This window comes from Gammaproteobacteria bacterium (genome assembly GCA_035279405.1).
Lineage (GTDB): Bacteria > Pseudomonadota > Gammaproteobacteria > Natronospirales > REEB76 > REEB76.
This window is the reverse complement of record DATEHU010000026.1, coordinates 144,478-162,238: the sequence shown is the minus strand read 5'-3', so window position 1 is coordinate 162,238 and position 17,761 is coordinate 144,478. Positions and strand designations below refer to the sequence as shown.

Annotated in this window: 18 protein-coding genes; 3 read left to right on the top strand and 15 right to left on the bottom strand. The window is 62.2% G+C overall.

Features of this window, described 5'->3' with window-relative positions:
- Positions 1-131 precede the first annotated feature (131 nt).
- The 5 genes from VJR90_04230 to VJR90_04210 form a co-directional block, all read right to left on the bottom strand.
- Positions 132-1,439 (bottom strand): RsmB/NOP family class I SAM-dependent RNA methyltransferase, encoded by a 1,308-nt coding sequence (locus tag VJR90_04230; GenBank protein ID HKV96687.1) that lies wholly within the window; start codon positions 1,437-1,439, stop codon positions 132-134.
- Positions 1,440-1,467: 28 nt separating this feature from the next.
- On the bottom strand, positions 1,468-2,949 hold the full coding sequence (gene lysS, locus VJR90_04225; GenBank protein HKV96686.1) for a lysine--tRNA ligase: 1,482 nt from the start codon (positions 2,947-2,949) through the stop codon (positions 1,468-1,470).
- A gap of 41 nt (positions 2,950-2,990) precedes the next feature.
- Positions 2,991-4,089, bottom strand: a protein-coding gene (gene prfB / locus VJR90_04220; GenBank protein ID HKV96685.1) for a peptide chain release factor 2 whose coding sequence is annotated in 2 segments (ribosomal slippage) — positions 2,991-4,013 and positions 4,015-4,089 — 1,098 coding nt in all. Because the reading frame shifts where the segments join, the coding sequence is not laid out codon by codon here.
- A gap of 27 nt (positions 4,090-4,116) precedes the next feature.
- On the bottom strand, positions 4,117-5,856 hold the full coding sequence (recJ, locus tag VJR90_04215) for a single-stranded-DNA-specific exonuclease RecJ (GenBank protein HKV96684.1): 1,740 nt from the start codon (positions 5,854-5,856) through the stop codon (positions 4,117-4,119).
- On the bottom strand, positions 5,837-6,826 hold the full coding sequence (locus VJR90_04210) for a hypothetical protein (protein HKV96683.1): 990 nt from the start codon (positions 6,824-6,826) through the stop codon (positions 5,837-5,839). The genes recJ and VJR90_04210 overlap by 20 nt, the downstream gene beginning before the upstream one ends.
- A gap of 42 nt (positions 6,827-6,868) precedes the next feature.
- Here VJR90_04210 and VJR90_04205 point away from each other — a divergent pair, with 42 nt between their 5' ends.
- Positions 6,869-7,240, top strand: coding sequence for an Mth938-like domain-containing protein (locus VJR90_04205; protein ID HKV96682.1), 372 nt, complete (start codon positions 6,869-6,871; stop codon positions 7,238-7,240).
- Between the two features lie 56 nt (positions 7,241-7,296).
- Here the strand turns inward: VJR90_04205 and VJR90_04200 are convergent, their stop codons facing one another.
- From VJR90_04200 to VJR90_04185, 4 genes are all read right to left on the bottom strand, one after another.
- A complete protein-coding gene (locus VJR90_04200) occupies positions 7,297-7,890 on the bottom strand; it encodes a hypothetical protein (protein ID HKV96681.1) in 594 nt (197 codons plus the stop codon).
- Between the two features lie 66 nt (positions 7,891-7,956).
- Positions 7,957-8,952, bottom strand: a complete 996-nt coding sequence (gene rpoS / locus VJR90_04195) for an RNA polymerase sigma factor RpoS (protein ID HKV96680.1) — start codon at positions 8,950-8,952, stop codon at positions 7,957-7,959.
- 73 nt (positions 8,953-9,025) lie between these two features.
- Positions 9,026-9,787 carry a peptidoglycan DD-metalloendopeptidase family protein gene (locus VJR90_04190; GenBank protein HKV96679.1) on the bottom strand — a complete coding sequence of 254 codons (762 nt, stop codon included), beginning with the start codon at positions 9,785-9,787 and terminating at the stop codon, positions 9,026-9,028.
- A complete protein-coding gene (locus VJR90_04185; protein HKV96678.1) occupies positions 9,784-10,446 on the bottom strand; it encodes a protein-L-isoaspartate(D-aspartate) O-methyltransferase in 663 nt (220 codons plus the stop codon). Before VJR90_04185 ends, VJR90_04190 begins: the two co-directional genes overlap by 4 nt.
- Positions 10,447-10,627: 181 nt before the next feature.
- Between VJR90_04185 and VJR90_04180 the strand changes: the two genes are divergently transcribed.
- Positions 10,628-11,167, top strand: a complete 540-nt coding sequence (locus VJR90_04180) for a Smr/MutS family protein (protein ID HKV96677.1) — start codon at positions 10,628-10,630, stop codon at positions 11,165-11,167.
- Between the two features lie 172 nt (positions 11,168-11,339).
- A complete protein-coding gene (locus VJR90_04175; GenBank protein HKV96676.1) occupies positions 11,340-11,525 on the top strand; it encodes a hypothetical protein in 186 nt (61 codons plus the stop codon).
- Between the two features lie 84 nt (positions 11,526-11,609).
- Here VJR90_04175 and VJR90_04170 read toward each other — a convergent pair whose 3' ends face one another.
- The 6 genes from VJR90_04170 to eno form a co-directional block, all read right to left on the bottom strand.
- Positions 11,610-13,757 carry a tetratricopeptide repeat protein gene (locus VJR90_04170; GenBank protein ID HKV96675.1) on the bottom strand — a complete coding sequence of 716 codons (2,148 nt, stop codon included), beginning with the start codon at positions 13,755-13,757 and terminating at the stop codon, positions 11,610-11,612.
- A gap of 226 nt (positions 13,758-13,983) precedes the next feature.
- Positions 13,984-14,751, bottom strand: coding sequence for an enoyl-CoA hydratase/isomerase family protein (locus tag VJR90_04165; GenBank protein ID HKV96674.1), 768 nt, complete (start codon positions 14,749-14,751; stop codon positions 13,984-13,986).
- Positions 14,752-14,944: 193 nt separating this feature from the next.
- Positions 14,945-15,421 (bottom strand): 2-C-methyl-D-erythritol 2,4-cyclodiphosphate synthase, encoded by a 477-nt coding sequence (gene ispF, locus VJR90_04160; GenBank protein HKV96673.1) that lies wholly within the window; start codon positions 15,419-15,421, stop codon positions 14,945-14,947.
- The gene (gene ispD, locus VJR90_04155; GenBank protein HKV96672.1) at positions 15,418-16,125 is read right to left on the bottom strand and encodes a 2-C-methyl-D-erythritol 4-phosphate cytidylyltransferase; all 708 of its coding nucleotides are present in this window, start codon (positions 16,123-16,125) and stop codon (positions 15,418-15,420) included. Before ispD ends, ispF begins: the two co-directional genes overlap by 4 nt.
- A 4-nt stretch (positions 16,126-16,129) precedes the next feature.
- Complete coding sequence (gene ftsB, locus VJR90_04150) at positions 16,130-16,450, bottom strand: cell division protein FtsB (GenBank protein HKV96671.1); 321 nt, start codon at positions 16,448-16,450, stop codon at positions 16,130-16,132.
- Entirely contained in the window at positions 16,447-17,742 is a 1,296-nt protein-coding gene (gene eno / locus VJR90_04145; protein ID HKV96670.1) for a phosphopyruvate hydratase, read from the bottom strand. The genes ftsB and eno overlap by 4 nt, the downstream gene beginning before the upstream one ends.
- Between the last annotated feature and the right edge of the window lie 19 nt (positions 17,743-17,761).

The following is a 17,761-nucleotide window of genomic DNA, read 5'->3' as shown; positions in this document are numbered from 1 at the left end:
TTCGTGATAAAACCTCCCGCGCGCAAAGCGTGGCCCCCCCTTTGCAAAGGGGGGTACGGGGGGATTTAACGTGTGCCGGATGATGACCATCGTACATTTTGTTAGACGCTCTTAGGGCAGGCCGGCCTGCTTTAGCCATCCGTATTGCGGCGCATGACGAGTGCGTAAAAGCCATCCGTCCCGTGACGCTGCGGCAACAACTGCAGGGCGCCCTCGGAGGTCACCGCATCCGGAATTGCGACGCCCTGTCGCATCAGAATCTCACCCGCATGCTCCGGCCTGAAGTCCGGATGCTCCGCCCGAAACGCGGCGGTGACTGCGGCGTTTTCATCATGCAGCAGACTGCAGGTCGCATACACCAGCCGGCCGCCGGGTTTCACCAGCGCGGATGCGGCCTCGAGAATGCTGCGCTGCGTGCGCTGCAGCCCGGCAAGATCGATGTTCTTCCATTTGACGTCGGGGTTGCGCCTGAGCGTGCCGGTTCCCGAACACGGCGCGTCCACCAGCACTGCGTCGGCCGTGCCTGCGAACGGCTTGAGCACCGGATCGTGTTCGTCGCGCAGCATGCGGCGTTGCACGTTGTCCACGCCCGCGCGGTTCAGGCGCGGCCGGAAACGATCCAGGCGTTTGCGCGACACATCGAAAGCCTGCACCACGCCGGAATTGCGCATCTGGCCGGCAAGCTGTAGCGTCTTGCCGCCCGCACCGGCGCAGAAGTCCACGATCTTTTCCCCGGGTTTGGCCTCCACCAACAGGCCCACGAGCTGGCTGCCTTCATCCTGCACTTCGTACAGCCCCATGCCAAAGGCGCGTGTATTGAACAAGGCGGCACGTTGTTCACGCCGCAATCCCAGCGGTGAATACGGTGTGAGCGCAAGTTCGAAGCCCTCGTCCTTGAGTTGGGCCTGTAGATTTTCACGTGTAATCTTGAGCAGATTGACCCGCAGGTCCACGGGCGCGGGCTGGTTGAGCGCATCGGCAAGCTGCAGGGTTTGTTCCGGACCGAATTGCGCCACCAGCTTGTGGGCCATCCAGTCCGGCAGGTTGGCGCGCACTTCCAGCGGAAACTCGAACAGGTCCAGCGCGCGGATGCGCTCCACCAACGCCACGGCGCCCTCATTGAAGCCGGCATCGGCTAGCGCACGCGCACTCCAGCCGCCATATTTCAACAACCAGGTGGCAACCAGCCAGCGCGCGCACTCGTCGTCCGCTTCCGGCCGGTGCACGGGCTCGTACAGCGCTTCCAGCTCGCGCTTGCGACGCAGACACCCGTAAACGGTTTCCGCCGCGAAACCGCGATCGGTGGAACCCATCTTGCGGCGCGCGTGGAAATAGCGGCCGATCTCCGCATCGGCTGGATACACAAAGCGCAGCAGCAGGGTCAGAAGTTCGACGGCCTGTTTGAACCGTGCGCTGGCTAAGCCGTTGCGCTGCTGCACGACGTATTGCCTGGGCGCGCCGACGCGCCTACTCCGGCCGCATCAGCGGGAACAGGATCACGTCGCGGATCGAGGGCGAATCGGTAAACAGCATCACCAGCCGGTCTACGCCGATGCCCTCGCCGGCCGCGGGCGGCATGCCGTATTCCAGCGCACGCACGTAATCGGCGTCGTAATACATGGCTTCCTCATCGCCCGCGGCCTTCTGGCCGGCTTGTTGGCGGAAACGCTCAGCCTGATCTTCGGGATCGTTCAACTCGGAAAAACCGTTGGCGATTTCGCGTCCGCCCACGTAGAACTCGAAGCGATCCACCAGGAAGGGATCGCCGTCTTTGCGGCGCGACAACGGCGAGACTTCCAGCGGATAATCAATGATGAACGTGGGCTGCGCGAGCCTGGGTTCCACGGTCTTCTCGAAAATCGAGAATTGCAGTTTGCCCGCGCCGTCGCCGGATTTCACCGGCAGCCTGAGTTTTTCGCACACTCCGCGCAGATAAGGCAGCTCGCGCAGCCGGGTGCGCTCCAGGTGATTGGCCTCGGCAATCGCCTGCTCGATCGGCAGGCGCCGGAACGCGGGACCGAAATCATGGGTTGCGCCCTGGTAGGTGATCTGCGTGCCATGACCCAGGGTCTGCGCCAGGCTGCGCATCAGGTTCTCGGTCAGATCCATGAGATCGGAGTAGCTGGCGTAGGCCTGATAGAACTCCAGCATGGTGAATTCGGGATTGTGGCGCGTGGACACGCCTTCGTTGCGGAAATTGCGGTTGATCTCGAACACGCGCTCCAAACCGCCCACCACCAGGCGCTTGAGGTACAGCTCCGGCGCGATGCGCAGGTACAGGTCCATGTCGAGCGCGTTGTGATGCGTCACAAACGGCCGGGCGGCGGCGCCGCCCGGAATCGGCTGCATCATCGGGGTTTCCACTTCCACGAATCCGAGTGCGTTCATGAAATCGCGCAGGTGCTGCACGATACGCGTGCGTGTCTGGAACACGCGCGCGGACTCCGGATTCATGACCAGATCCAGATAGCGCTGGCGGTAGCGGATCTCGGTGTCAGCGAGGCCGTGAAACTTCTCGGGCAGCGGCCGCAGCGATTTCGTCAGCAGCCGCAGTTGCTGCACGCGCAGCGACAACTCGCCGGTCTTGGTCTTGAACAGCACGCCTTGCGCACCCAGGATGTCGCCGATGTCCCAGCCTTTGAATGCCTCGTAGGCGTCACCGAGCACGTCCTTTTGCAGAAACAACTGGATGCGGCCGGACCCGTCCTGGATATGGACAAAGCTGGCTTTGCCCATGACGCGCTTGGCCATCATGCGCCCGGCCACGGTGACGTGCACCGCCTGTTTCTCCAGCGCTTCGGGACCATGCTTGCCGTACACGGCATGCAGTTCTTCGGCCAGCGCATCGCGCCTGAAATCGTTGGGGAACGCATGCCCGTCGGCGCGCAGTTTCGCGAGCTTCCCGCGCCGCTCCCGGATCAGATTATTTTCATCTTGTTGTTCGTTCATTTTGCGTCCTGGATATCCAATTCACCCTCACCCCTCACTTCTTAAAGCCCCTGCTTCAACGACGCTTCGATGAAATCGTCCAGAGCGCCGTCCAGCACCGCCTGAGTGTCGCCTTTCTCCACCCCGGTGCGCAAATCCTTGATGCGCGACTGGTCCAGCACGTAGGAACGGATCTGGCTGCCCCAGCCGATGTCCGCCTTGCTGTCCTCGAGCTTTTGCTGGTCAGCGCGGCGCTTCTGCATCTCCCGCTCGTAAAGTTTGGCCTTGAGCTGTTTCATCGCGGTGGAGCGGTTCTTGTGCTGCGAGCGCTCATTCTGGCAGGCCACCACGATGCCGGTCGGAATGTGCGTGATGCGGATGGCAGAGTCGGTTTTGTTGACGTGCTGGCCGCCCGCGCCGCTCGACCGATAAGTGTCCACCTTCAGGTCCGCCGGGTTGATATCGATCTCGATGTCGTCGTCCACTTCCGGTGACACGAACACCGCCGCAAACGAGGTGTGCCGGCGGTTGCCGGAATCGAACGGTGACTTGCGCACCAGCCGGTGCACGCCGGCTTCGGTGCGCAGCCAGCCGAAAGCATACGGCCCCTCAAAACGCAGCGTGGCGCTTTTGATGCCCGCCACCTCGCCGGCCGAGATTTCCACGAGCTCGGTCTTGAAACCGCGGCGTTCACCCCAGCGCAGATACATGCGCAGCAGCATGTTGGCCCAGTCCTGGGCCTCGGTGCCGCCGGAACCGGACTGGATGTCGAGGAACGCGTTGTGCGCGTCCATTTCGCCGGAGAACATGCGGCGGAACTCGAGGTCCGCCACCTGCTGCTCGACACGCTCCACGTCGCGCGTCAGGCTTGCAGCGGAGGCCGCATCGCCCTCCTCGACCAACAAGCCCAGCAGCTCATCGGAATCCGCGAGCTCGCGCGTCAGCCGGTCGAGGCCGGTCACGGTTTCCTCAAGGCGCGCTCGCTCGCGCCCCAGTTCCTGGGCGTGCGCCGGCTGGTTCCAGACTCCGGGATCTTCCAGTTCCCGGCTTACTTCCTGCAGGCGCTCGCGCTTGGTGTCGTAGTCAAAGATACCCCCGGAGAGCCTGCACGCGGCTCGTGAGGTCGGTGATCTTGTTGCGCAGGGGATTGATGTCTTCCACGGCGGTATTCCGGTCAAACAAAGGGCGCTATGGTACTACAGGCTCGATGTGCTCCACGAGCAACTGCAGCCGGGTTTCACCGCGCCAGGCATTCACGTCCGGCCGGTAAACCACGCGTACCTGCCGGCAGTCCATTGGCAATTGCGCGCCTACCGGATGGAACGCGATGGCATCCACCTGCGCATGACTGCGCGGCTCCGCCAGCGTGAGCTTCACGTGACCGTCGCCCACGATGCGCCGCTCCAGTATCTGGAACACATTGTCGAAACTCGGCTCGGGAAACGCCTGGCCCCAGGGCCCGGCTGTGCGCAGCAGCGTGGCGCATTCCAGCGTCAGGTATTCGGGCTCCAGCTCGCCATCGGTGTACAGCACGCCGTCCAGGTCGGCGGCCTTCAGCCAGTCGCGCACTTCGGCATCAAAGGCCCGCGCAAATTCCTCATAGTGCTGCGCCGCGAGGCTGAGCCCGGCCGCCATAGCATGGCCGCCGAATTTCGTAATCAGTCCGGGATGACGCGTGTCCACCGCTTCCAGTACATCGCGGATGTGCACGCCCGCCACGGAGCGCGCCGAACCCTTGAGCTGGCCGTCCTCGGCGCGCGCAAAGGCAATCACCGGGCGGTGCATGCGATCCTTGATGCGCGCGGCCACCAGACCGATCACGCCTTGGTGCCACTCGGTATTGAACAGGCACAGGCCGAACGGCAGCGTCGCATCCTCCGCATTCAGGCTCATCTGGTCGATTGCGCGCAGCGCCTCCGCGCGCATCTGCGCTTCGATGGCGCGGCGCTCGCGATTGAGCGCATCGAGCCTCGCAGCGAGTTCGCCTGCGCGCAAAGCGTCGTCCGCGAGCAGGCATTCGATGCCGAGGGACATGTCGGTCAACCGGCCGGCGGCATTCAAGCGCGGCGCCACCGCGAATCCCAGGTCCTCCGCCGTGACCTGCCCCAATTCGCGCTGCGCGCTGCGCAGCAGGGCCTGGATTCCGGGCACGCACTGACCGGCGCGGATGCGGGCCAGCCCCTGCGCCACCAACACGCGGTTGTTGTGATCCAGCGGCACGAGGTCGGCGACCGTGCCGAGCGCCACGATATCGAGAAATTCGGCGAGATTCGGTTCCGGGATGGCGCGCTGCGTGAACCAGCCGGATTCGCGCAGGTGCGCACGCAATGCCAACAGCAGATAGAAGGTCACGCCCACGCCTGCCAGGCATTTGCTCGGAAAGCCGTCGCCCGGGAGATTGGGATTGAGAATCGCATCGGCGTCCGGCAGGGTTGCGCCGGGCAAGTGATGATCGGTCACAAGAACGCGCATGCCGGCCGCGCGCGCCGCCGTCACCCCCGCGTGACTGGAAATGCCGTTATCCACGGTAACAATCAACTGCGGGTTGCGCGTGGCGGCAAGCGCCACGATTTCAGGCGTGAGGCCATAGCCGTACTCGAAACGGTTCGGCACCAAGTAATCCACGTGCCGGGCGCCGAGCGCGCGCAGTGCGCGCACTCCGAGCGCCGAACTGGTGGCGCCATCGGCATCGAAGTCGCCGACTATCAATATATTCAAGTCCTGCTGCAGGCACTCCGCCAGCAGCCCGACCGCGGCGTGCATGCCGTGAAATCCGCGGAAATCGTGCAGGGCGCTGAGCGCGTGATCCAGATCCGCCGCCGTCAGCGCTCCGCGCGCCGCGTAAATGCGCCGCAGCAGCGGATGCAGCGTATCCGGCAGGGACACGTCGGCCGCCGGTATGCGATGCTCAATGCGCCGGTGAGTCATCCGGCCCACGCAATTGTTCCGCCGTAGGTTGGGCACGCCGCCAGAAGTGGCGTGCGGGCATTGGCGTCAACTCGTACACCGCATTGCCGCCGGGAAAAAACCGGATTTTACGCACGCGTCCACGCAGCAACGCGCGCCACAGCGGGGCCATAACCTCCCGCTCCAAGCGCGCCAGATCTGCGCCGAAGTCATTCACGCTCAAGGCCACGAGCCATTCGCCTTTTACTGCTTGGGCATCAAGATCCGCAGGCCAGGGTGCGCTGGTCTGTCCTGCAAGCTGCGCCAGGCCCTGCACCAGAGGCAAGCTCGCAACAATGCGCGCGGGCGCATGTGCGGTTCGATCAGGCAGCGGGCCGCCTCCCCAAAGCCACACACTGTTGACAGCCGGCTGGCCCATGGCTTCGCGCGCCTGATTCACGGGATGCGTGTGCAACAGCATCTGGATTTCCGTCATGAGTTTGCGCACCTGGTCCGCCTCGGCACCGGAGGGCATGAACTCCGTGATCGCACGGCTTTCCACCCGCGCCGGATCCCAGGTACGGCAGCGCCAGACCTGCGGCACGCGCAGGTACCACGCATCCGGCCGCGGGGTCTCGAGCGCCATGTGGTCGTCTGCGTAACATGCGTTGATACTGACGGCCAAGGCACCCGCTTCTTCCGGCGTCACGCCCAGCGCGTTGCGCGGCAGCATCGCTACCTGATCACGGTCCACCAGCAGGTGCACCGGATCGGCGCGCCACCAGTGGCCCCCTCTGTGCGCGCCGCCAAGGGCCAAGCGTTCAAGAGCCGCCACGGGAAAATCATCGGGCGGCATCCCGAAACATTCCGCCAGCAGCGCAGGCCCGTCCGCAACCGGGTGGCGGGAGGCGCGCGCCAGGAATTTCTCCATGACCGGGAAACGCCGCTTGCCTGCCGCGCGGATCGCGCCGGCCAGATCGGGAAGATAGAGAAGGAGGCGTGACTCTCGCATACGCGCTTGTGCGCATTATGCCGTTCCCCTAACCTATTGGCGATGAAATTCACGCTTGACAGCACCGCGAGCACCCATGTCATCCGCGCCTATGCGCCGGGGCGCATCAACGTCAATGACCGCTTGCTCAACCGGAGTTTCGTGATTTCATCCGCAACGCTGATCGAAGATTGGTCGCCGCAGCGCGCCGCGGACATCAGCCTCGAGACTCTCGAAGTGGCGCTGGCGCTGGAACCGGAAATTCTGGTGGTCGGCACCGGCGCTCAATTGCATTTTCTGGACGCGCGCCTCAGCGCTGAAATCCAGGGTCGCGGCATCGGCCTGGAAGTGCTGGATACTGCCGCCGCCTGCCGCACCTATAACGTGCTCATCAGTGAAAACCGCAAAGTGGCCGCGGCGCTGCTGATGATTTGAAATCTTCCTAGCTTACTTAACCAGTATTCGCTTCACACTGAAATTCACAACTTCGCCTAACGATTGGTGATTCTTACGTCAATCTCATTCTTCGGGGTTATTATGCAACTTCCCTTCTGTGGAATACGATTACCAAACCCATTTAGCGCGGTGAAGTTATAGATAACCAAATTATTATCAGTTCCGTTAGCTCCGTAGCGAACAAGTGCCATCTCTGCTGAACTAGGAAATTTCAAACGACCTAGGATTGCTTTTTTGCATTCTGCGATAGCTACATTATCCGGTATGGGTACGGGTCGTTGTTCTATCGTATTGCTGCGTAGATCTTTGTAACTGTAATAGAGGTTAAATACAGCAGGTGACCCCGGAACTGGACCAGGTTGGTTAGATTGACACTGAATGAAAAACTGCTTATCTGGATCAAACGGCGTTTCTTCAGCCGCTTCCTTTCTTGTTGACCATGCACCACCGATCACTTCCACACACTGCTGACTCTTCAGTGCCAAACGAGCTGCATGCTTCAAGAGCGACATCGTTCCTTTCGGAGCATCATTTGGTATATAAAATAAGTCGGTGTCAATTTTATTGCCAGCACCAAATGAATGGAGTGAAATCATGAACAGCACAACTATAAGAAATATCTTAATCATAATAGCCCGCCATTTTTAGTATCCACACTTCTTAATTTACTTCTACCAGTTTGATCTGGCACCCCGCTATTCAAACAACGATTCTTCCGACAACCCTTCCGCCTGCAGCAGCTGGCGCAAACGCTTGAGCGCATCCATCTGGATCTGGCGCACGCGCTCGCGCGTGACGCCGATGGCTACTCCGACTTCTTCCAGCGTGCCCTTGTCGCGGCCATTCAGGCCGAAGCGTAATTCCACGACTTCACGTTGCTTCTCGTTGAGGCGCGCCAGCCACCGTCCCACGATGATTTGCAGATCGGTGTCCTGCACGATGTTAGAGGGATCGGTGTTGTTCTCGTCGGGAATGGCATCCAGCAGCATGCGGTCGCCGTCCTTGCCGATGGGAGTATCCACCGAGGCGATATGCTCGTTCAGGCCCAGCAGACGCTTCACGTCGGCCAGCGGCTTGTCCAGCATGCCGGCAATCTCTTCGGGTGAGGGTGTGCGGTCCAGGGATTGCGAGAGTTTGCGTGCGGCCCGCAGATAAAGATTGAGTTCCTTGATGACGTGGATGGGCAGACGGATGGTGCGCGTCTGGTTCATGATGCCGCGCTCGATGGTCTGGCGTATCCACCAGGTGGCGTAGGTGGAAAACCGGAAGCCACGCTCCGGGTCGAATTTTTCCACCGCATGAATCAGGCCGAGATTGCCTTCTTCGATCAGATCCAGCAGCGGCAGGCCGCGATTGATGTACTTGCGCGCGATTTTCACCACCAGGCGCAGATTGCTTTCAATCATGCGGCGGCGCGCGGCTTCGTCGCCGCGCAGCGCACGGCGTGCGTAATACACCTCTTCCTCGGCCGTGAGCAGCGCCGAGTAGCCGATTTCGGAAAGGTAGATGCGCGTGGCGTCGAGCTGGTCCTCGCCGAACTGCGGCTCGGGATCGGCCGGTTCCGCGCGCAAGGCCGTGGCGACCTCGCCGGCCAGCGGCGCGGCCTGTTGCTCGTCGTCCAGCAGGTTGTCGCCGTCCGGCGATTCCCCAGTCTCGGCATCGGGAAGCATTTCCTCTTCCGGTTCCGACATGGGGTCGTGCTCGCGGTCGGTCATGATGTCGGAAACGCTCTCGGGACGGCGCAGAAGGTTAATCTTGCCAACGTTATGGCATATTGCGCAAGTGTACGCGCCCCGGAAGGTAATCGAGTGGATTCACCGGTTTGCCGTTGTAACGGATCTCGAAGTGCAGCAGCGGGTGGCCGTTGCGATCCAGGCCCATGGTGGCGATACGTTCGCCGGACTGCACTGCATCGCCCTCGCGCACTAGCATGCTGTCATTGTCGGCGTAGGCGCTGAGAAACTGCTCGCTATTCTTGATGATGATGAGTTTGCCGTAACCGATGATGCCGCTGCCGGTGTACACCACTTTCCCGGGTGCGGCGGCATACACCGGCTGGCCCTGCGCACCGCTGATATCAATGCCTTTGGACAACGGATCGCCGGCGTGGAAGAGCCGCACGACCGCACCGCTGGTGGGCCAGGCCCAGCTGAGGGGGCTGGCAGGCGCTGCATAACCGCTCGTCGGAGCTGTCACGCGGCTTGGTGCAGAGGTATGCGCCGGCGGGCGTGTAATCACCACATGCGCCGGGGCGGACAGCACCAGGGTCTGGCCGGGTTTGATGAGGTAACTGGAGCCGATACCGTTCCAGGCCGCCACATCGTGATAATCCAGCCCATAACGCCAGGCGATGGAATACAGCGTGTCGCCGGGTTGCACTACGTACCTGCCGGGAATCGGCTCCACGGCAGCGCTCGCCTGCGCCGGTGCGGACGTACTGTAAGGATTCCAGGTGAGTGCGCCGGCACACGCGGCGAGCGCACCGCCACACACCGCGATCAGCAGGCCGCGCAGCGCGCGGCTCATTCCGTGCCTCCCAGGAGCGGCACGAAACTCACGCGGTCCAGGCTCCGGCGCGCGTAATCGCGCTCGCCCGTGCGCGTCACCAGCAGCAAATCCTGTCCGCCCGCCCCGCCCACGGGAATCACCATGCGCCCGCCGACCGCCAGTTGTTCCCGCAGCGCGCCCGGCACTTCTTCCGGCGCCGCGGTGACCAGGATGCCGTCGTAGGGCGCATGTTGCGGCCAGCCCCAGTTGCCGTCGGCGTGCTTGAAACGCACGTTGCGGATTTTCAGGTCATTGAGCGTGCGGCGCGCACGCTGCTGCAAGGCCGCGAGCCGCTCGACCGTGAACACCTGCGGTACGAGCCTGGCCAGAATCAAGGTCTGATAACCGCAGCCGGTGCCGACTTCCAGAACCTTTTGCGGCACGCCATCCTCGAGCAGCGCTTCGGTCATGCGCGCCACGATAAAGGGCTGGGAAATGGTCTGACCCAGCCCGATGGGCAAGGCGGTGTCCTCATACGCACGGCTGGCGAGCGCTTCGTCCACGAACAGGTGTCGCGGTGCGGAGCGGATGGCATTGAGCACCGCCGGATTGCGGATGCCCTGCTCCTTGAGGCGCTGCATGAGCCGGTCGCGGGTGCGCGCCGATGTCATGCCGATGCCGCGTACGCCGGCTGCCATCATGGGCGCGGCACACCGCCGTGATGCACGGCGTCGGACAGACAGTGCAGCTCTTTGGCGTGACCGCCGTTGCTATTTCTCAGCAGGATACGCACGCGATATTCCGCCGTTGCAACTGCAGCTCCTAGGATACTGTAAAACCGCGCTTGATATACTGTGGCCGGTGTGGATGGTGGCGCGCATGACAAGCCCGAACAAAATCAGCCACGAAGAAGTTCGCGAATTCCGCGCAGCGGTTGCCGACGCCAAACCGCTGCCACCCAAACCCGTGCGCCGTACACCCAAACCTAAACCGCACGCGCGTTTCACCCGTGCGGCGGTGCGCGAAATCCTCGTGGAGAGCCTGAGCGGCCTGCCGGACCCGTCCGAGCCTCTGATCGGCGAGGGACTTTTCTACGCCAAACCCGGTGTCCAGGATCGTGTACTGCGCAAGCTGCGCCGCGGGCATTTCAGCGTGGGCGCGGAACTGGACCTGCACGGCCTGCGCAGCGAGGATGCGCGCCTGGCACTGGCTGAATTCCTGCAGCAGGTGCGCGGCGGGCGCGTGCGCTGCGTGCGCATCATCCACGGCAAGGGTTACCGTTCAGGGCCGCGCGGGCCGGTGCTCAAGCAGAAACTCAACGGCTGGCTCAGGCAACACGACGGGGTCATGGCCTTCTGCTCGGCGCGGCCGGTGGACGGCGGCACCGGCGCGGTCTATGTATTATTGAGTGGCCGCTAAGGCTCCCATTTTGCGACTCCGCCTTATTGTCCGTTCGCCCTGAGCGTAGCGCAGCGAAGTCGAAGGGTCTATTTAAAAATCATGCCGTCATTGCAGTATTTTTATCTAGGCTTCGACGGGCTCAGCACGAACGACATTGATTTGAATTCATTATTTTCAGGGGACCGAAATCATGCACATCACGCTCAACATCAACCTGCTGGTCATCTTCACCATCGTCGGCGGCTTCATTGTTCTGCTGTGGCCAGGACTGTTCCAGAGAATCAGGGTACTGCGTTACATCGCCGGTATCGGCCTCATCGTGCTGGGTGTGCTCGCGCTGCTGGGCATCCTGATCCCGTACGTGAATAAGCTCTGACAAGCCGCGCCCTCATTTCGTCATTCCGGCGAAAGCCGGAATCCAGCGAATTCAACTGCTTTCAGGACACAACGAAGTGCGGCATCAATGTGTGGAAGCGGAGGCGGACGTCGCGGCGGCGGGCGCGCTGTCGTAGGTGACCGCCGGTTTGTATTTCGCATATTGCATCAGCAACGCCTGGAAGTGCGGATCGTTACGGATCGGATCCCAGGCCGGGTCCAACCACAGCATCACTGGTGAGTAGTGGTCGCCGATGCCGGGCGTCGCCAGGGACTTGGCCGCCAGCGGCACCGCAAGATCGGGGCGATGGACCTGAGCGTAGAGCCCGGCGTTGAGTTCCATCACCCTCGCTGCAGATATGCGATCGTTGCTCCTGGAAGCGATGGCCTGCGACCTGGCGACCGCGTCCAGACCTTCCGCGGTGTGACCAAGACCCAGCTCGGCTTCGGCGATACGGTTCCAGACCAGCGCCAGATTGACATCCTGCTGCACCTTGAGTTGTGCCCGCAGTATGGGCAGAACCTGCTCGTACAGAGGCTTGGCACGGTCCGGCTCGGCCAGCAACCGGAACAACCGCGCTTTCGTCTGCGGCTTGCCGATTATCACGTAGCGAAGGAACGGGTCGGGTATGTTGGGGCCGGGAACACTGTCGAGCAGCTCCAGTGCCTGCCGGTACTGCCTTTGATAGATCAATAGCGGTACGCGCATTCCGATTTTCGCGCGGTTGGAGTAGCGCTCGGGAATGGTTGATCCGCGAGTTGCGGGATCCGCCGCAGCCAAGGCGCGCGCAACATCGCCGCTGCCGAACAGGATGCTGTGAACCAGGTCCTCCGTGGCACTGATATTGCCTGGATCCAGGGTCAGTGCACGCGATGACCAGCGTTCGGCATCCGGGTAACGACCCACACCCATGTAGGTGCTGCCGATATCTTCGGCAAGCACGGAGTTGCGTGGATTCTGCGTGAACGCCTGTTCGAGAGAAGCGATCGCCGCATCGAAACGTCCCATGCGACGTTGAGCCAACCCCTGTGCTTCAAGCGCGTCGGGATCGTTGGGACGAAGCGCAAGTGCTGCCGCAAAGGCCTTGAGCGCGCCGTCGTAATCGAGATGGCCCAAATAGTCGTTGTAGCCCAACGCGAGTTGCGACGCGGCGAGATCCGGCGCCAATTTGAGCGCCTGTTCGGCGTCGGCACGTGCCTGTGCATTGAGCTGCCCTGCATCCTGCCCACTGGCGCCTTCCCATGCGAGGGCGCTTTCCACGTAGGACAGCCGCGCGTAAGCAAGCGCAAAACCGGGATCCCTTTCGATGGCTTGCCGGTACAGCGGGATCGCGACCGCAAAGAACAGAGGGTTGCCGCCCCCGATTTCGCCCTGGTTCGTCTGGTACTCGGCACGCAGGAACAGATCGAACGCGGCCTGGTTCTGGGTCGGCACCGCTGCAAGGCGCGCCGTTTCGGCGTGGGTCAGTTTTGCATCGAGCGCAGCGGCGATCTTTTCCGCCACCTCACCTTCCACCCCGAACACGTTGTCCAGCGTGCGCGTGTAAGCCTGCGCCCAGATATGACTCTCAGTATCGGCATCGATCAACTGCACGTTGATCAGCACCTGCGTACCCTGTTTCTGCACACTTCCTTCCAGAACGCTTGCAACACCCAGTTGCCGGCCGACGGATTTCAGGTTATCGGGATGACTGGCGTAATTCGCGGTCGAAGTGCGTGCGATCACCTTGAGATCGCCGATATCGGCCAGCTTGGTCAGAATCAGGTCCTGCATGCCAGCGACGAAATATTCATTGTTCTTGTCGGCGCTGAGATTTTCGAATGGCAGTACTGCGATGGATTTCGTCGGAATGGCGGCGGTCACCGCAGACGCTTCAGCGAGCCGCTGTACATGACGCTTGGAAACCCCCCAAGCGAAGTAACCGGACACCACCACCGCGGCGATCACCACGGGCACGACTATGGCGCCAAGCTTCCAGTGTCGTCGCTGCCAAACGGTTTGGCTGGCGGCATCGGCAGGCGTGACCAGGAGCCAGGCCAGCACCATCGCTACCGGGAACCCCGCAATCAGGATAATGATTACGGCCGGCACCGCCGACGACCAGCCAAAGTATGGAAAGGCGCGGGCCACGATCTGAATCAGCACGGCAATGGACGCGCCATACCATGCCGCCACGCGGTAGATGTGGTGCTGCTTGAGGCGTGCCCAAAAGCTTGGTTGCTCGTCAGCCATGGAATCCCCAGAGTGGCCGCGCCAGATTATAGCGGGCGGCAGCCTCGCAGCGACATGCCACGGAATCAGCACATTTTGCGGTAGGAGCGGCATGCTGCCGCGATTCAATCAATCTGCTTATCGCGTCAGAATCGCGCCTGAAAGGCGCTCCTACAGGAGAAGAGAATTACGGATAGGTGACGACGGGCAGACGTGGGTTTGTGCAATAAGCAACAAACCTGCCGCCTTAAGAGGAGGTTTTACGCGCAGCCAGCCGCGCTACCATGGCGCGCATCGCGGCCTGGGTTTCAGCGCTGAACCAGACATTCATCAGGTCCTCATGACTGCGTTCGCCGAGTTTTGTACATGACTCCACGAGGTCAGCCCGCGCGAGTTGGCGCGTGGCGGCCACGGCCTGCGGCGGCAAGGCCAGCAGGCTGCGGCACCATTCGAGCGCAGCGGCAATCACCCGTTCCATTGGCAACACCTGGTCCACCAATCCGATGCGCAGCGCTTCATCCGGTGTGATCAACAAGCCGTGCAGACACAGGCGTTCCGCCTGGCGCGCACCTATCAGACGCTGCATGGCGGCATAAATGACCGCCGGCACGGGCAGACCCACCTGCACTTCATTCAAGCCAATCTTGAACTCGCCCTGGGCTGCGATGCGCGTATCGCAAAAAATCGCGAGCACCGCGCCGCCCGCGGGACTATGTCCCGTAAGCGCGGCGGCGATGGGAACCGGCGACAGTGCGATCGTTCGCAGCAGTCCGATGAATTCCCTCCAGAACGCGCTCATGGCGGCGGCATCCAGTTTCAGGAGTTCCGGCACATCCAGGCCGGCAGAAAACATGCCTTCGGCGCCGGACAGTATCAGCGCGCGTGTCCCGCCTCTGGCAGCGGATGTGATGGCTTGACGCAACGCCTGCACCAAGGCCGGATTCAGGGCATTGGCCGGCGGATGCGCGAGCTGCAGCTCCGTGATTCCGTTTCCGTGTTCAATTTTCGTCAGCACAGCATTCTCCAACGTTTTAATACTGATCTCAAAATACGTTCGCTCCTGGATCAAGTCCGGGGCAGGTTCTGAGCGTAGTGCCGAAGGCACGAAGTCGAAGGACAGCAGGTTTCTCAATATCCGGCGTTTCGACTTCGCGGAGCTGCGCTCCGCTAAGCTCAACACGAACGGTTAGAAAATCTGATTTTAAGTTCTAGCTATCCACATCCACCAACACCACCGCCTGCACGGCAATACCCTCACCGCGGCCAATGTAACCCAAGCCCTCGGTAGTGGTGGCCTTGACGTTCACGCGATCGTGCGACAGTTTCAGATCCGAGGCCAGATTGGCACACATGGCGGGAATGTGGGGCGCCATTTTCGGTGACTGGACGATGATGGTGGAATCCACTTGCACGGGCTTCAGTCCACGCCCTGCCAGAAGTCTTATTACCTGTGCCAGCAGCTTGCGACTGTCAGCGCCCTTGTAGCGTGCGTCAGTGTCGGGAAAATGCCGGCCGATATCGCCGAGCGCCGCCGCACCCAACAGCGCATTGCACAACGCGTGCAGCAGCACATCGCCGTCGGAATGCGCCTTGATGCCTTGTATGTGCGGAATGTGCACGCCGCCCAGAACAAATCCGGTCCCGGGTCCGAAGGCATGCACATCAAAACCCTGTCCGATTCTCATGCACGTGCTCCCAAAATAGCCTCCGCGAGGATCACGTCTGCGGGTCGCGTGATCTTGATGTTATCGCTGCGCCCCTCGACCACGCGGACCTGCCCGGGATGCGCGGTTTCCATGGCCGCGGCTTCGTCGGTCGGCACCCGGCCTGAATCCAACGCAGTCTGCAGTGCGGATTGCAACAAGCCGTAGCGGAACATCTGCGGAGTAAATGCCCGCCACAGCTTCTGCCGGTCCGGCGTTGCCTGAATGGTGCCGTCTTCCGCGACTTGCTTCACGGTATCGGCGAGTGGCGCTGCCAGGATGCCGCCAACGTCCGCTGATTCGAGTGTGCGCATCAGCTTATCCAGATCTTCGGCATGCAAGCACGGGCGCACCGCATCGTGTACCAGCACCCAGTCGTCTGCATGCAACTCGTCCTGCAAGCTGTGCAGGGCGTTGAGCACCGAGTGCGCGCGTTGCGCACCGCCCGGTACCAGCTTCACCGGCTTGCTCCAGCCGCGCGCCAGGTAGCGCCTAGCGTAAACATCATCGTCGGCCACGGCCACGGTGACTACGGCAATGCGCGCCTGTGCCAGCAAACACTCCAGCGTGTGCTCGATAACCGTGCGTCCGGCGAGCGGCAGATACTGCTTGGGAACTCCGCCGCCCATGCGCGTCCCGCGGCCCGCGGCGGGAACGACGGCCCAGAATCTCGGCCCGGACGACATGCGCTCAATGCGTGGCCGCAGCCGGCGGCGGTATACGCACGATTTGGTAGAACGTTTCGCCTTGCTTGATCATGCCGAGATCGCTGCGCGCCTGTTCCTCGACTGCGGCCTGGCCCTGCTTGAGGTCGTGCACCTGCGCCGCCAGTTCCTGGTTGCGCTTGGCCAGCTCGACGTTCTGGGACTGCTGCGCCGTGACCTGTTGTTGCAGCTTGGTGGCATCGTGGATGTTGCCGGTGCCGAACCAGAGCTGATACTGCAGCAGCAACAGCAGCAATATGAGAATCAGCGGCAACAAGAACTTGAGCTGCAACCCGCCTGGTTTCATGAGTGCCGGACCACCGCTGCGGCAAAGGCCGCCGCCCCATGATAACGCGCCCGGCGCCCGAGTGACTCCTGGATTCTCAGCAACTGGTTGTACTTGGCGAGGCGTTCCGAGCGCGACAGCGACCCGGTCTTGATCTGGGTGGCGCGGCTGCCGACCGCCAGATCCGCGATGCTGCTGTCCGCGGTCTCGCCCGAACGATGCGAGATTACCGCCGTATAGCCGGCCTGCACGGCCATGTTGATGGCCGCCAGGGTTTCCGTGAGCGTGCCGATCTGATTGAGCTTGATCAGAATCGAATTAGCCACGCCAGCCTGGATGCCGCGCTGGAGGATTCCGGTGTTGGTGACAAAGATGTCGTCGCCCACGAGTTGCACGCGTGCGCCGAGTTTCCGGGTCAAGAGTTTCCAGCCTTCCCAGTCATTCTCCGCCATGCCGTCCTCGAGGCTGATGATGGGATAGCGGTCCACGAGCCGCACCAGATAATCGTTGAATTCAGCGGAACTGTAGCGGCGCTGTTCGGAATCGAGTTGATAGCGGCCTTCCCGGTAGAACTCGCTGCTCGCCGCGTCCACGCCCAGGTAAATGTCCCTGCCCGCCACGTAGCCGGCGCGGTCGATGGCCTCCATAATGACTTCGAGTGCCGCTTCGTTCGACGGCAGATCCGGCGCAAACCCGCCCTCGTCGCCCACGGCGGTTGAAAGTCCGCGTGCGTGCAGCACTTCCTTGAGCGCGTGAAACACTTCGGCGGCATGGCGCAGCGCCTCAGCGAAATTCGGCGCACCCACCGGCAGAATCATGAATTCCTGCAGGTCCACGTTGTTGTCCGCATGCGCCCCGCCGTTGATGACGTTCATCTGCGGCACCGGCAAAGTCACAGCGCGCTCGCCGCCCAGCCAGCGGTACAGCGGCATCTCGTGCTCACGTGCCGCGGCGCGTGCCGCGGCCAGCGATACACCGAGAATCGCGTTGGCGCCGAGGCGTGATTTATTTTCGGTGCCGTCGAATTCGATCAAGGCGCGGTCCAGTTTTTCCTGATTCTCGACCGCCAGGCCGCGCACGCGACGCTGAATTTCGCCCTGCACATTGGCAACTGCCTTGCGCACGCCCTTGCCGCCGTAACGCCGCGGATCGCCGTCGCGCAGCTCCACCGCTTCGCGCGAGCCGGTAGAGGCCCCTGACGGCACGGCCGCGCGCCCCACGGTGCCGGAATCCAGGATCACGTCCACCTCCACGGTGGGATTGCCGCGTGAATCCAGAATCTCGCGGGCACGGAGTTCAGTAATTTTGGTCATGATCCAATTTTCCCAAACG

What these genes read in the sequence shown, in the direction of transcription:
- eno (HKV96670.1), bottom strand. Translation starts at nt 17,742, where the DNA reads ATGACCAAAATTACTGAACTCCGTGCCCGCGAGATTCTGGATTCACGC.
- VJR90_04180 (HKV96677.1), top strand. Translation starts at nt 10,628, where the DNA reads ATGACAAGCCCGAACAAAATCAGCCACGAAGAAGTTCGCGAATTCCGC.
- VJR90_04185 (HKV96678.1), bottom strand. Translation starts at nt 10,446, where the DNA reads ATGGCAGCCGGCGTACGCGGCATCGGCATGACATCGGCGCGCACCCGC.
- VJR90_04190 (HKV96679.1), bottom strand. Translation starts at nt 9,787, where the DNA reads ATGAGCCGCGCGCTGCGCGGCCTGCTGATCGCGGTGTGTGGCGGTGCG.
- lysS (HKV96686.1), bottom strand. Translation starts at nt 2,949, where the DNA reads ATGAACGAACAACAAGATGAAAATAATCTGATCCGGGAGCGGCGCGGG.
- VJR90_04200 (HKV96681.1), bottom strand. Translation starts at nt 7,890, where the DNA reads ATGATTAAGATATTTCTTATAGTTGTGCTGTTCATGATTTCACTCCAT.
- recJ (HKV96684.1), bottom strand. Translation starts at nt 5,856, where the DNA reads ATGACTCACCGGCGCATTGAGCATCGCATACCGGCGGCCGACGTGTCC.
- ispD (HKV96672.1), bottom strand. Translation starts at nt 16,125, where the DNA reads ATGTCGTCCGGGCCGAGATTCTGGGCCGTCGTTCCCGCCGCGGGCCGC.
- ispF (HKV96673.1), bottom strand. Translation starts at nt 15,421, where the DNA reads ATGAGAATCGGACAGGGTTTTGATGTGCATGCCTTCGGACCCGGGACC.
- VJR90_04175 (HKV96676.1), top strand. Translation starts at nt 11,340, where the DNA reads ATGCACATCACGCTCAACATCAACCTGCTGGTCATCTTCACCATCGTC.
- rpoS (HKV96680.1), bottom strand. Translation starts at nt 8,952, where the DNA reads ATGTCGGAACCGGAAGAGGAAATGCTTCCCGATGCCGAGACTGGGGAA.
- VJR90_04205 (HKV96682.1), top strand. Translation starts at nt 6,869, where the DNA reads ATGAAATTCACGCTTGACAGCACCGCGAGCACCCATGTCATCCGCGCC.
- ftsB (HKV96671.1), bottom strand. Translation starts at nt 16,450, where the DNA reads ATGAAACCAGGCGGGTTGCAGCTCAAGTTCTTGTTGCCGCTGATTCTC.
- VJR90_04170 (HKV96675.1), bottom strand. Translation starts at nt 13,757, where the DNA reads ATGGCTGACGAGCAACCAAGCTTTTGGGCACGCCTCAAGCAGCACCAC.
- VJR90_04210 (HKV96683.1), bottom strand. Translation starts at nt 6,826, where the DNA reads ATGCGAGAGTCACGCCTCCTTCTCTATCTTCCCGATCTGGCCGGCGCG.